The sequence below is a fragment of the Segatella copri genome (assembly GCF_019249795.2).
In the GTDB taxonomy this organism is placed as follows: Bacteria; Bacteroidota; Bacteroidia; order Bacteroidales; family Bacteroidaceae; genus Prevotella; species Prevotella copri_B.
Genome location: NZ_CP156891.1, coordinates 1,951,627 through 1,966,159 on the forward strand (window position 1 = coordinate 1,951,627; position 14,533 = coordinate 1,966,159).

At 46.6% G+C, this 14,533-nt stretch carries 11 protein-coding genes; 6 read left to right on the forward strand and 5 right to left on the reverse strand.

Going from position 1 to position 14,533, the window contains the following annotated elements; all coding sequences use genetic code 11:
• Positions 1 to 188 precede the first annotated feature (188 nt).
• Complete coding sequence (locus KUA48_RS08265; RefSeq protein ID WP_218432651.1) at positions 189 to 1,061, reverse strand: lipopolysaccharide assembly protein LapB; 873 nt, start codon at positions 1,059 to 1,061, stop codon at positions 189 to 191.
• A gap of 618 nt (positions 1,062 to 1,679) precedes the next feature.
• Here KUA48_RS08265 and KUA48_RS08270 point away from each other — a divergent pair.
• The 6 genes from KUA48_RS08270 (at position 1,680) to KUA48_RS08295 (ending at position 8,629) form a co-directional block, all read left to right on the forward strand.
• Positions 1,680 to 1,802, forward strand: coding sequence for a hypothetical protein (locus tag KUA48_RS08270; protein WP_254974904.1), 123 nt, complete (start codon positions 1,680 to 1,682; stop codon positions 1,800 to 1,802).
• A gap of 563 nt (positions 1,803 to 2,365) precedes the next feature.
• The gene (locus tag KUA48_RS08275) at positions 2,366 to 2,731 is read left to right on the forward strand and encodes a hypothetical protein (RefSeq protein WP_218432650.1); all 366 of its coding nucleotides are present in this window, start codon (positions 2,366 to 2,368) and stop codon (positions 2,729 to 2,731) included.
• Positions 2,732 to 2,770: 39 nt separating this feature from the next.
• Complete coding sequence (locus KUA48_RS08280; protein ID WP_218432649.1) at positions 2,771 to 4,975, forward strand: TonB-dependent receptor; 2,205 nt, start codon at positions 2,771 to 2,773, stop codon at positions 4,973 to 4,975.
• Positions 4,976 to 5,151: 176 nt separating this feature from the next.
• Complete coding sequence (locus KUA48_RS08285; protein WP_218432648.1) at positions 5,152 to 6,516, forward strand: sigma-54 dependent transcriptional regulator; 1,365 nt, start codon at positions 5,152 to 5,154, stop codon at positions 6,514 to 6,516.
• Positions 6,517 to 6,561: 45 nt separating this feature from the next.
• Positions 6,562 to 7,758, forward strand: coding sequence for a PAS domain-containing sensor histidine kinase (locus tag KUA48_RS08290; RefSeq protein ID WP_153087260.1), 1,197 nt, complete (start codon positions 6,562 to 6,564; stop codon positions 7,756 to 7,758).
• 79 nt (positions 7,759 to 7,837) lie between these two features.
• Positions 7,838 to 8,629, forward strand: a complete 792-nt coding sequence (locus tag KUA48_RS08295; protein WP_203052969.1) for a Fic family protein — start codon at positions 7,838 to 7,840, stop codon at positions 8,627 to 8,629.
• A 36-nt stretch (positions 8,630 to 8,665) separates the two neighbouring features.
• On the opposite strand, the gene KUA48_RS08300 is transcribed toward KUA48_RS08295, so the two are convergent.
• The 4 genes from KUA48_RS08300 to KUA48_RS08315 form a co-directional block, all read right to left on the reverse strand.
• Positions 8,666 to 9,346, reverse strand: coding sequence for an ABC transporter ATP-binding protein (locus KUA48_RS08300; RefSeq protein WP_119229881.1), 681 nt, complete (start codon positions 9,344 to 9,346; stop codon positions 8,666 to 8,668).
• Positions 9,347 to 9,420: 74 nt separating this feature from the next.
• Positions 9,421 to 11,820, reverse strand: coding sequence for an ABC transporter permease (locus KUA48_RS08305; protein ID WP_218432647.1), 2,400 nt, complete (start codon positions 11,818 to 11,820; stop codon positions 9,421 to 9,423).
• Between the two features lie 78 nt (positions 11,821 to 11,898).
• On the reverse strand, positions 11,899 to 13,152 hold the full coding sequence (locus KUA48_RS08310; protein WP_218432645.1) for an efflux RND transporter periplasmic adaptor subunit: 1,254 nt from the start codon (positions 13,150 to 13,152) through the stop codon (positions 11,899 to 11,901).
• 3 nt (positions 13,153 to 13,155) lie between these two features.
• Entirely contained in the window at positions 13,156 to 14,499 is a 1,344-nt protein-coding gene (locus tag KUA48_RS08315; RefSeq protein ID WP_256624438.1) for a TolC family protein, read from the reverse strand.
• Positions 14,500 to 14,533: the final 34 nt, after the last annotated feature.

Sequence of the window (14,533 nt, forward strand, 5' to 3'; positions counted from 1 at the left end):
CTAACCCAAAGTTCAGCCTTTTTGCATGTCATCAGTAATCCAAATACACATTTTATCGTTTATAGACGACAAAAACAACAACTTTTTATCGTTTATAGACGATGAAAACGACGACTTGTAGTTATAAAAAATAATCTTTCTAACTGGGAAAATATTTTTTTCCAGTTAGAAAGATGAAATTCTATTATTCAGTATTCGTTATGGAAAACCTTATAGGGGTCCATCTGCTGCATTTTTTCCTTGATTTTCTGCTCTATTCCCTCTGATGGTTCCGGAATTTCGGCACCCATTTCCTTGGCAGCAGCCTCATCCTCGGCAGCACCGGCACTATCACCCAGACTTCTGCGAACCTCGCTGCGCTCGCGATACGCATCAATAGAGAAAGGATTTACCTCCATCACCTTACCGTAGGTCTGTTCAGCCTCCTCCATCTTTCCCTGCGCCTTCTCTACACGAGCCTTCAGTAACAGCACATCCTCGTTGCCCGGAATATGCTCATAGAGGAAAGTTGCATCGAGTTCTGCCTCGGAAAGCAGATCCTGATCCAACAGGATGCTACCACGAAGCAATCGGGCGGCATAGAAATCCTCACGCTTGCCTATCGCCTCAGTCAGCATCGACACGGCACGGATGGGTTCGCCCAATCCCCGGCAAGCCTTGGCATAATAGAGATAGGTCTGCAGATTCGATGTGTCCAGGTGAAGAGCCTTATCGCATACCTCCGACATGGCAGTATAGTTCTCCATCATATACGCCACATCCGCCATACGCAGCAACACCGCCACGTTGTCGGTCTGGGCTTCCGAGAGAATCTGCAACTGCTCATAGGCTTTCTGCAGATCACCCATAGAGATGTAAGCCTGCGAGAGATAGTCACGGCATTCCAAATCTTCGGCATTCAACTGCAGAGCGTGTTCCAAAGACTTGGCTGCAAGGTCAAATTGATGCATGCGGAGAGCACGAACACCCTCATATTTCACCTTGTCGAAGCCCTTTTCCTTCTCCTGTTTCACTTCCTCAGTAGTCTTTTGGCCACCAAATAGCTTTTTAAATATGTTCATAATCCAACTATTTTTTTAGGTTTTGAATTGTTTGTTGTTGAAATCGTATCAAACGACAGGGCAAAAATACGAATAAAATCCCGAAAAACGCCCCTTTTTTGGAAGAAATATTTTCTTTTTTCTGATTTTGGAAGATTGGAACGAGCTAACTGGAACGCCATTTCCATGCATTAACTATCTGATAATAAGCCTTCTAGAGAAAGAGGAAGCGTTCCCGTTCCAGTTGTTCCAATTATTTTTTCAACATATCCCTCCTACCCTTATTTTTATATATATATTTATATATTATATATATAATTAATTAATAATCAATATATTATATAATATAAAGAAGTAAAGAGAAAGGACAATCGAAAGATATAAACCCACTCTAAATTAATTGGAACAACTGGAACAATTGGAACGCAGCCAACCGGAGCAAGCTAATTGGAACGCAGCCCCAGGAAAATCCCCTTTTCTCTAGAAGGCAAGCCCAATCCATTTGCTTTTCACCTTAGGAACAGAAAATCATAGGAAAAACATTAATTTTCCTTAAACAAGCCGCTTTCCTGGATTATTTCAAAGTATAGTTAGAAATCTTTTCGTATTTTTGAAAAGTATACTTTAAAATATTTCTGTATGGACAAGCAAATTATCAAAAATATCATCATCGAGAAGCAAATAGCCATCCCGAACTACAAACTGGTTCACCGAGATTTCCTTTTCGGCGACAAGTCGAATTATATTCTCGTAGGCATCTAAATTTCTGAAAGCCTTTCCAGGCTATCACGGCTACATCATCACCCGTGATTACCAGACCCCAATAAAGGCAGATGGTTATACGATAGAGGTAGTACCTATCTGGAAATGGCTACTGCAAGACAACTAGAGCTTTTCTATCTTGATTCTTGCCACCCCCATCTCGTTCAGCGCCGTGATGATTTCCTGCAGGCTTGCCCTGCATCAGGGTAATAATCGGAGAGAAAGGAAATTTTGTATCTTTGCAACCGAAAGTCCCTTGGAAAAGTGGCAGAACAGAGCAAAAAGTCCCTTGAAAAACGTGCGTGAATTCAAGAAAAGTCCCTTGGAAAACGTGCACAGCATAAAGGGCAATACATCATAAATCATTAGAAAACAGATGTTTAAACGAAAAATCGAGAAATATCTCAAAGAATGGAAAAGTGATGATCACAAACACTCATTCTTCCCCTCTACATGGCTTTTCTGCTGAAAAACAAATAATCTTCGTTAAAATATCGGAATCCTAAGAATAATCCCGACAGAAATGATTAATTTTGCAAATAAAAACAGAATACTGTAGATAAATGCAGAGGATAACGCATAAGAGAATCAGAATTTCCTGGCTGATGCTATTGGTTTACTTGCCGATGCTGCTGGCCGTTACGTTTCACCACCATGGTGAAGCGCAGGGAACTCATGCTGATTTCTATTGTGCCGATTGTGCCCATCATGTTCATCACGACGGGCATCTGATAGCCCTGCAGAATACCATGCACGACTGTGTGCTTTGCCAATTGCAAAGCACTCCTTATCTGGCTCCATCCCTCGTGGTATGGGTTGCCATCATCGTGCTCCATCTCTCCCATCGCCGTGCCTTCTGCTCTCCTTGCCTGTGCAGGGCGAAGGGGGTAAAATCTACCCGTGCTCCTCCTTATTCTCTATTTTTATAAATAATTGAATATTAACAGAATAAGGTAACAAATAACATAATGAGAACAATATTGAAATCAATATTGCTGATGAGTCTGTGCTCATCGGCAACAGCCCCTGCTATGGCTATAAACAGAGCAAATTATGATAAGAAGGATGCAAACATTCATGAAGAGGAAGCAAGCGATTCTACCAGACACCTGCCGCTGACGGAATCGAGCGTGAAACTGAACGAAGTGGTGGTAACAGGCTTGACGGGCAGCCAGAAGTTGAAACAATCGCCGGCACCTATCTCCTTCGTTTCTGCCCGCCAGCTCGAAATGCAACCTTCTACCAACATCATCGACGCCATCGCCCACCAGCCAGGCGTTTCGCAGATTACCACGGGAAGCGGAATTTCAAAGCCCGTGATCCGTGGCCTGGGCTATAACCGCGTGGTAGTGGTAAACGACGGAATCAGACAGGAAGGACAGCAATGGGGCGATGAACACGGAATAGAAATCGACCCCGCTTCGGTTCATTCCGTAGAGATTCTGAAAGGTCCGGCAAGTCTCACGTATGGATCGGATGCGATGGCAGGCGTCCTCATCTTCCACTCCGCTCCTACCCTTGCCAAGGGCGACATGAGAGCAAATTTCTCAACGGGTTATCAAACCAACAACGGACTTTTTGATTATTCGCTCAACTTTGCCGGCAACCAGGGCGGATTCGTCTGGAACACCCGCTACAGCGGAAAGATGGCGCATGCCTACAAGAATAAATACGATGGTTATGTATTCGGTTCATCACTCAAAGAGCAGGCCCTTTCACAGCTCCTCGGCTGGAATTATCGCCAGGGACATTCGCATCTCACACTCGATTATTATCATCTCACTCCGGGCATCGTAGAGGGAGAAAGAGATGAGAAAACGGGCGAACTGGAAATTCCGGATGGCTACGATGCCAAGAGTTACGGCAAACCGATGCCTTATCAGCAGATTCACCATTACAAGGCGGTGCTCGACAATTCCTGGTTCCTGGGCGACGGCAATCTGAAGTTCCTCCTGGGTTATCAGCAGAACCGCCGTCAGGAGTTTGAGGAGGAAGAGAATCCGAAGGAATGCGGACTCGACTTCATGCTCCATACCATGAATTACGACCTGCATTATCTCTCGCCGGAAATGAATGGCTGGAAGTTCTCTACGGGCATCAACGGCATGTGGCAGCAATCGGTTAATAAAGGTTCTGAATTTCTGGTGCCAGCCTATCATCTCTTCGATTATGGTGTATTTGCCACGGTGAGCAAGGAGATAGACAAACTGAACTTGAGCGGAGGCGTCAGATACGATCATCGCCACCTGCACAGCGAGGCTTTGAGAGAAGAGGATGATGCTGAATCGAATGATTCTTTCCGCTTCCAGGCCTTTAAGCGCAGCTTTGAAGGAGTAACCGGAAGCATCGGATTGGCTTATGAAATCCTGCCTGATTTCAATCTGAAGCTGAACCTGGCAAGAGGATTCCGTGCTCCAAACATCAGCGAATTATCATCGAATGGTGTGCACGAGGGAACCCAGCGATACGAATTGGGAAATACCAGTCTGAAGCCGGAAAACAGCTGGCAATTCGACCTTGGTCTGGATTATTCTTCGCCTATCATTTCGGCAGAGCTCTCGCTGTTTGCCAATCGCATCAACCATTACATCTATAGCGAGAAGTTGGCAGATGAGAACAATCAGCCAGTCCTCATCGACGACACGCCAGCCTATCAGTTTACTTCGGGCGACGCCCGCATTCTGGGTGGTGAGGCGAGCATCGACATCCACCCTGTGGAGCATCTGCATATCGGCAACACCTTCTCGTATGTCAACTCGGTTCAGTTGCATCAGCCATCCGAATCAAAGTATCTGCCATTCACCCCAGCCCCTCGCTGGGTTTCGGATGTAAGGTATGAGTTTGTCTGCGACGGCAAGACTTTCGACCATCTCTTCGTAAAGCTACAGATGGATTGCAATCTCCGCCAGAACCATTATTTCGCAGCCAACGATACGGAGACCGCCACGCCATCGTACACCTTATTAAATATGTATGCCGGTACCGACGTGAAGTTCCATGGCAAGCGCCTTCTCTCGCTCTATCTTTCGGGCGAGAACCTTACCAACCGTGCTTACCAGAACCACCTGAGCCGTTTGAAGTATCTTGACGTAAACCAGGTTACAGGCAGAAGAGGCGTTTACAATATGGGGCGCAACTTCAGCATAAAGATAGTGGTTCCGATAGAGCTGTAACTCCCCTTTTAGGATAAGCAATTCCTCATCAGGAATCAGAATTTTGAATAAACAAGTGCCGATAAAGATGCCAAAAGCTGCCGGAAAAGCAACTTTTGGCGTCATTATCGGCATTTTTTCGTCTAATTATTAGACAAACATTACTACTTTTCTATGATATTTCGTAACTTTGCACCATGATTAAGAAACAAGGAACGATATTGATTGTTGATGACAACCGCAACATTCTTACTACGGTAAGGATGCTGCTGGAACCCATATTCGATGGCATCATCACCATCGCCAACCCTAACTCCATCCCAGCCAAGCTGAGAGAGGAGCATCCCGACGTGGTGCTGCTCGACATGAACTTCTCCAGCGGAATCAATTCGGGAAACGAGGGATTGTACTGGCTCAGGGAAATCAAGAGCCTCAGCCCGAAAACCGAAGTGGTACTCTTTACCGCCTACGCCGACATCCAACTTGCCGTAACAGGCATCAAGGAAGGTGCCGCCGACTTCATCGTGAAGCCTTTTGAAAACGAGAAGATGATCCGTACGCTGGTAGAGGCTAGGGATAAGAACAGGGCTGTGGATAACGTTATTAACAGGAATGGTGGAAAACCTGGTGGAAAAGATGCGCAAAGCGCTATGTATTGGGGAGATAGCGAAGTTATGAACAATTTGAGAAGTATTGTGGAAAAGGTTGCTGCAACCGATGCAAACATTCTCATTACGGGCGAAAACGGAACGGGTAAAGAGGTGTTAGCCAACGAGATACACCGTTTATCCACAAGATGTGGAAAGAAAATGCTGCCTGTGGATATGGGAGCCATTACGGAAACCCTTTTCGAGAGCGAACTTTTCGGTCATGTAAAGGGTGCCTTTACCGATGCCAAGGTGGATAAACCGGGCAAGTTTGAGCTTGCCGACGGCAGTACCATCTTCCTGGATGAGATAGGAAACTTATCCTACAGTCTTCAGGCAAAACTCCTTACCGCCCTGCAACGCAGAAGCATCGTAAGAGTGGGCGGAAGTAAGCAGATTTCCATCAACGTACGACTGGTTTGCGCCACCAACCGCAACCTGCAGCAGATGGTAAACGATGGCGAATTCAGAGAGGATCTGCTCTATCGCATCAATACCATCCATCTGGAATTGCCTGCCCTGAGACAGAGAAAATCAGACATCGTTCCGCTGGCAGAAAGATTCCTCCATCAATATGGCGATTTATATAATAAGTTGAATCTCCGTTTTTCGGAAGAAGCTGAGAAAAAACTTACCAGTTTGCCATGGTACGGAAACATCCGTGAACTCCAGCACGCCATCGAGAAAGCCGTGATTCTGTCTGATGGCGGAATGATTTCTGCCGAAGATATTGACGGCGGAAACCAGCAGAGAAAAGAGAAGCCTCTGGAAGAGGTTCAGACGCTCGACGAGATGGAAAGCCGAATGATAGAGAAAACCATCAGGGAATGTGAAGGAAATCTGTCGGTAGTAGCTGCAAGACTGGGCATTTCCCGCCAGACGCTTTACAATAAGATTAAGCGATACGGGTTATGAATTTAGGCACGGATTACACAGATTACACGGATTTTTAGTTATCAGATGAATAATCAGTTAGCAATCATCGTTTTATTGGTGATTTTGGTAGTTTTAGTAGCAGTCAACATCTGGCTCTACCGCCACTATCGCCGGAACATCAAGAAGGTAACCTTCCTTTTTGATGCGATAGATAATGGGGATTTCTCCTTCAGTTTTCCTACGGAGAAGAGGTTTAAGGAGGATAAAATTCTACACCAGTCCCTCAACCGCATCAAGCTTTTCCTGCAACATACGAGAGAGGAGCAGATGGATCGGGAGAAATATTACGAGCAGATTCTGAATGCGGTGGATACGGGCATCCTGGTGGTGGATGGCCACGACAACATCCTGCAACATAATCAGGCAGCCCTCCGGTTGCTTGATACGGATGTGCTTACCCACATGAACCAGGTAAAAGGGAAACTGAAGGATGAACACCTGGCAAAGCATGAGACGCAAGCCATGCTGAAAGACAAGCACGTGCGCATCATCGCCCTGAGCGACGTGAGCCACGAGCTGAGCAATCAGGAGGTGGATTCTTGGATCAAGCTGATTCGTGTGCTGACCCATGAAATCATGAATACCATCACGCCGGTTACTTCGTTGAGCGAAACTCTGCTTACCCGGGTTACAGAGGATAAAGACCTGAAGCAAGGCTTGGAAACCATCCACAAAACAGGAACCGAACTGTTGGCTTTCGTCAACAACTATCGCCGTTTTACCCATGTTCCCCAGCCTCAGCCTGCCCTCTTCTATGTGGAACCATTCCTGGAAAGAATGGCGTTGCTCTGCAACCACGAAGTAGAGATAGAAGTTTCTCCCAAGGATTTGCTGGTTTACGCCGACGAGAGCCTCCTCTCTCACGTAGTAACGAATCTTCTAAAGAATGCCGTAGAAGCTTTCAGGGAAAAGGAAAGAGAAGACAAGCAGGAATGCCGCTCCGCGGATTTGCAATCCGCGGCAAGCAAGAAGGCATTTATCCGTCTCCAAGCCTACGCCAACGTCCAGGAATCCATCATCATCGACGTGAGCAACAACGCCGGTCTCATCCCCGAAGATGTAGCCTCCCACATTTTCATCCCGTTCTTCACCACGAAGCCGGAAGGAAGCGGAATCGGTCTTTCCCTCTCCCGCCAGATCATGCGAGTAAGCGGCGGCAGCCTCTCGCTCCATCAGGACAAGGCACAGGGAATCACCACCTTCCGCATCATCATCCCATAACATAAGCACATTTTTTGAAAGAAAAGTTTGGTGTTTATCCATAAAAATCGTATCTTTGTCCCCACAAATACAGAAGATTATGGCATTCGAAAAGGAAATCAAGGAATACGAGGATTTGAGACGCAAATATCAAACCCTTATCATCAATAAAATGGATAGAGAAGAGTACATCAAATATAATGAAGTACTCTTCTCTACCCATTCGTGCGCCATTGAAGGCAACTCATTCTCCGTAGATGATACCCGGGAACTGAAGGAGAAAGGATTAGGGATGATTCCTGCCGGAAAGACTCTTTTCGAGGCTTTCGAAATGCTTGACCACTTCGAAGCCTTTGAGTACATGATGCAAAACACGCAACATCCACTCGACGAGAATCTTCTGAAAGAAATCAACAGACGAGTTACCAGCCACACGCTTTCCTACCGTTCTCCAGAAGCCATTCCGGGCGAATACACCACCACGGACATGGCTGCAGGCGACACGGTATTTGGCGACCACGAAGAACTCATCGCCAGAATTCCCAAACTGTTGGAATCTACCGAAAAAGCCATCGTTTCAGCAGCCGTTCATCCCATGATTCTTGCCGCCCGCTTCCATGGCTTCTACGAATATCTCCATCCGTTCCGTGATGGGAATGGAAGAACAGGACGACTCATCAGCAACTACATTCTCTTAAGATTGAATCATCCTCTCCTCATCATCCCATCCGAAGCCCGACAGGAATACATTTCTGTCCTCCGTATGATTCGTACGGAAGCAACCGACGAGCACCTCATCCGCTTCTTCTTCAAGATGGCAATACAGAGAATGGAAGAAGAGCTGAAGCAGAAAGAGGCTAACACCAAGCGATTTATGACTTTTCTCTTCTAACAAAGCATCGGATGCCCCTCAGAAGTGACAGAAGCACTAAAGCTGATTGCCCTCCGCCTCCACAATCTGTCCATCAAACAGACGGATGGTGCGATGGGCTATCTTGGCATCGTGCTCATTATGCGTTACCATGACGATGGTGGTGCCCTCGTGGTTCAGCTCGGTAAGCAGATGCATCACCTCAGCTCCATTCTTGGAATCGAGGTTACCCGTAGGCTCATCGGCTAGGATGAGCTTTGGACCAAAGACCACGGCACGGGCGATGGCTACTCGCTGCTGCTGACCACCAGAAAGTTGGTGAGGGAAATGCTTGGCACGATGACTGATGGCCATTCGCTTCATAATCGCCTGCACCTTTGCCTTACGCTCCGCCTTCGGAATGTTGAGGTAAGTAAGAGGAAGCTCGATGTTCTCCTCTACATTCAATTCATCTATCAGGTTGAAGCTCTGGAACACAAAACCGATTTCTCCCTTTCTCACATCCGTGCGCTCCTTTTCCTTCAGGTTTGCCACCTCGTGATTACCCAGGAAATATTTTCCCGAAGTTGGGTTGTCGAGCAAACCGAGGATATTGAGCAAGGTGGATTTGCCACAACCTGATGGTCCCATAATGGCGACAAACTCGCCGTCTTCTACTGTGAAAGATACGTTATTTAAAGCAATCGTCTCCACATCTTCTGTGCGGAAAGACTTGCAAAGATTCTCTACTTTTATCATTTCTTCTAATGTTTAATGTTTAATTTGGGCATACGCCCTTAAATCTGTGTCATCTGTGAAAATCTGTGGGAGACTTATTCATCCTTGAGATACTTCACAGGATTACTATTCGCCACCTTGTAGCAGTTGATGATGACGGAAAGCCCAATGATGACGAGCAAGATGATGGTAACGCCGATAAACAGCAAAGGCGTCATCGTAATCTTCTCGCTGAACGACATCAGCCATTGTCTGGCTATCAGCCAAGCCCCCAAGTCGCCCACGATGATGCAAGGCAAGGCAATCTTCATAATGTCCTTCAGGAAGATGCGAAGAATATCCTTCACCTTCGCCCCGTTCACCTTTCTGATCGCAATCTCCTTGCGGCGGCGGTTCACCTCATCACTCGTATAACCCACCAATCCGAAGAGGGCGATAATCATCGTTACGATGCCGGCTACCAGGATTCCGTTGCGGAAATTGAGCTGGGAAGCATACTGGTTAGCCAATTCAGAAACATAACTCTTCACGATGACCTTATTGTTCGGATACATCGCCTGCACCTTCGATTGCAACTCTGACAACGATTCATCCCTTAGTTCTTTAAACTTAACCAACATGTAGTAAGCCGTCTTGGCTGAATAGAAATACAAGTCAGGAAATTCATTCATTCCATCACCCCCGGTTTCCACAGCACCCCAGCGAATATTCCTGCACACGCCACAAATGGTAAAGATACTATTATGTCCTTTCCCATCATCATGTCCTGTACAGGTAATTTGCTTGCCAACTACGCCATCCTTCCAATGCCACGTTTTGATGAGTTTCTCAGCACCTCGTTCATCAATAATTACCTGTCGGCAACTGTCATTTCTTTCCGTAAAGAAAGAACCCTGAACGATAGGAATATTCATCATCTTGAAGAAATTGTCATCCACTCCCGACATCTCCATGATATTAAAGGTATTCTTCTCGTCGCCAGGTACTCCAACCATATTTCCACTACGATCATACCCATCGAGCGGAACATTAAAAGTCGAACTGCAATCCTCGACATTCGGCATCCGTCTGATTTCTGCCAGACATTGGTTGCGCTGGTCTCTATTGCTGGCATCTATCGAAACAATCGCTACATGATCGTAATCATACCCAGGATTGAGTCCCAACATCAGCTGGTATTGACCATTCACGATGTAAAGCAAACTGAACAGCAAACCAGAGATAACGAACTGGATGCCCAGCAAACCAAGTTTCCATTGGTTGCGATTCTCATTATAACCACGGAAAGCGATGGCTACAGGAATCCTGTTGTAAAGCCAACCTGGCAGCAAGCCGCCAACCAGTAGTACCAGAATACAGATAGCTACCAATATCCAACTGCCACGATTAAGCACCAACGTGCTTACCGGAGCAGAGAGGAAGTTTTCGATGGTTCCCTTGCAAAGGAATACAAGACCTGCAGCAAGAACAACCGACAGCCCCACATGCACCAAAGCCTCAGAGAAAATGATGGCATGAATGTTCTTCGATTCGGCACCATAGCACTTACGGACAGCCATTTCGCGAGAACGACCCACGAGATTTCCCACGATGATAAGCAGATAGTTCATCACAGAAGTGAAGAGGAGGACAAAAGCGATAATTCCCATAATCCATCCCATCTTCTTGATATAAGGATTTTGGGTGTAAACATCGCTCAATACCGTGAAATCATAGTTCAGTTCTATTCCCATATTCTTCATCTCCTTCAAAGGGAAATGATCCTCTCTCATCTTATTCACGTAAGGCTTGAGTTCTTTTGCCTCATGCCCCTTTGCCAACCGGATGTAGGACCTATAGGAATCATTTCCCACCCATTGGCCTCTGCCATCGTAGGAATATACGTATGGCACACTACACCTCGACAGAATCATCTGCGTACCATGAAAGGAAGAACCCCAGGGAAACGTTTCGAAAACACCATAGATGGTAAAAGTGGTTCCCGGATAATTAGAAAGCGTGAAATGCTTACCTACAACATTACCACCAATCTTTGCTGCCGTTTCTGAATCGATGAGACAGGACAAAGGTTGGGATAAAATCTGTTTAGCCTTGCCTATCAATATCTTCTGTGGAAAGACATCAAAGAAACAACTGTCTGCCATCATGATATTGGCAGAAATGATGTTCTGATCTTCCATCTTGCATTGGGCATCATCATAAAAATAGTGAGTACTGGTAGCAACTTCCACCATAGGCGCATATTGCTTTACACCTTGGGCGGTGGCTCCTGAAGTATTGGTAAACTCCATGGTTTCGCCATGGTTACTGCCCACTTCTGAAATCTGGTACGTCCTTTCCCATCCTGGGAAATACGTATCGTAAGTCTGCTCGAAATAAATCTCGGCAATAATTACCGAACTGATTGCCAATCCGAGCGCCAGACACAAGATCTTCACGAAATTGTGCTGGCCTCTTCGAGGCAGATTTTTGAATGCGTTAATAATATGATTCATATCAAATATCCTGTTTCAAGGGCGTTAGCCCAATTTATCACTAATCACTACTAATTAATCATTACTAACTAATCACTACTAATTAAAAACTAATACATCATTATCCTTATAGGCCTCATAGCCACTAACGATGACCTGCTCGCCCGGCTCCAAGCCCTCAATTACCTCATAATACTGAGGATTCTGGCGACCGATGGTTATCTTTCGGCGATAAGCCTTCTTGCCACTCTTGTCTAATACAAAGATCCATTGACCGCCCGTTACACTATAAAACGTGCCCTTAGGGATAATTATTGCCTGCTTAGACTGACCGAGCTGCAAATCTACATAATAAGTCTGACCGGTTCGGATATTGCCAGGGCGAACGCCTTTGAAGACGAAGTCGATGCGGAACCTGCCGTCTCTTACCTCGGGATAAACCTTGCGAACCTGCAGGAAATAATGCTTGCCGTTCTGGTCGAAAGTGGCTGTGAGCCACGGTTTTACCCGGTCGATGTAATGCTCATCCACCTGCGCCTGCACCTTGAAATCGCTGAGGTCGTTGATGACTCCTATCTTCTGTCCGGCAGAAATGCTCTGTCCCAGTTCCACATCGAGCAAGCCGATTTCGCCCGAAATGGTGCTGCGGATATTCAGTTTCTCCTTGCGCTGGCGAACCAGCTGCACATTCTTCTGCATGGCTTCCAGATTATCGCCCATCTGATCCATCTGCGAACGGCGGAGCTGTGCATCCTTCTTCAATCGCTTGCTAATGAGCGCATGCTTCTTGACGGCAAGGTCGTAATCTTCCTTTGCCTTGAGATACTCCTCGCGCGAATTGAGTTCTTCCTTGTGCAACGCTGCCTGATGCTGATAGGAACGGCGCTTGGTAATAACATCCTGCGAAAGCGACAGTTCCTCGTTGCTATTGTTCAGGCGGTCCTGCTCCATCGAAATCTGGGTGTTGCGAAGCATGTCCTGCTTTTCGGCAAGTTCGCTCTCGGCATTCAGAATCTCCAGGTCGAGATTCGAATTGCTCAGTTTCACGATCACATCGCCCTTGTTTACGTGGGCACCTTCATCCACCACTTTCTCCAGAACAATACCGCCTTCCTCTGAACTGATCTGCACCACGGAGATAGGAACCACCTGTCCATCCACCGAAACATAATCGTTGAACTGCGCCTTCTCCACGGTTCCGATGCTCAATCCCTTCCTATCCACCTTCAGGGTGGAAGAGAAATTGCTCAATCCCAACCAAATGAGGACTGTGATCAAAACCGCTCCTCCGCCAATCCATGCCCAATACTTGCGAGGCACGAGATATTTTTTCTTTTCTATCTTTATATCCATAATTTATCTTATTAAATTTTCTCCCTGATAATAACCTACTAACCTCTGTTTGATGATGAGCAGCATCTGCATCTGGAGTTCCTTGATTCTGCTTTCCAGAAGCGTCTGAGCTGCGGTATGAAGATCGAAGGTGGAAAGCATTCCTTCTTCAAACTTCCGGCTCGACATGTGATAGGCGAGCGAATCTGAGGCCACCTTCTTCTGCATCTGATGCAACTCCTTGGCGTAACCCTCTGCATCCATTACCGCCTGAGCTATCTGGTCGTGAAGCTTACGACGGGTTTCCTCCAGGTTCACCTGTGCCAGTTGCCAGTCGTTACGCGCCTTCTTCACGCTGTGCCAGCGGTCGCTATTATAAATAGGTATGGAAAGGGTCAACGCGAGGTATTCGCCTTGGTTGTTGTGAAACTGCGAGGCAAACCCATCGTATTGCCCTTTCTGAGAGAGATTCTTATAATAGTTAGTAGAAATGCCGCCACCGAGAGAGAGTGATGGCAGCAACCTGCCTTTTGCAATCTTGTAATCATACCGTGCCCGCTCTACTTCGTATTCTGCCGACTTCAAATCGGGAGAAATATGCTGGAAGGCCTGGTAAACGGTTTCGTAGTTTACTCCAGATTCAGAAACCTCTTTATTATCAGACGTTAACTTCAAATTCTGCTCCTCTTTAATCAGAATTTTCAGCTCTTCATCCACCGGAAAATTCATCGCGGATTTCAAGGCGAGCAGACTCTGTTTTGCCACATTCTCCTGATGTGTAAGATTGTATTCATCTTCCGCCACCTGCGATTCCATCTGCACCACATCCGGGCGCCCTTTCTCGCCCAGTTCATACAGGCGCTTCATCTTAGCCAGCATCCGCTTGCTTTCGTTCAGTTTCTCGCTTGCTATCTGAATGCTTGCCTCAGCATAGGCAGCATCCACATATTTCTGCATCACGTCGATGGCTCGGTCGTCCTGAATCTTCTGCATCGCCGTGGCTGAATAATCCCGACTCAACTTAGCCTGCTTCAAGGCGTTGATGGTGGCGAAACCATCGAAGACATTCAGTTCGGCATAAAGCTGATAGTAGTTGTTGAATGTCGTTACATTATTATAAGTATTGGTTTCCGGGTCGATGTTTCGTCCCCAGGCATACTGTCCCTGTACGCCTCCCGTTACGGTAGGCAGAAATCCAGCCACAGCATGCTGGTAATCCTGCTTGCGCTGGCGGGCATTTACCACCTCCCGCTTCACCTCCGTGGCATGTTCCACGGCGTATTTCATGCAGTCGTCAAGGCTCCAGCTCTGTGCCGAGACGCCAGCCGTCCAGACCAGCCATCCTATTAATATTCCTGTTCTTTTCATAATCTTCTTCATTTTGGCATGATAAGGACAAGAG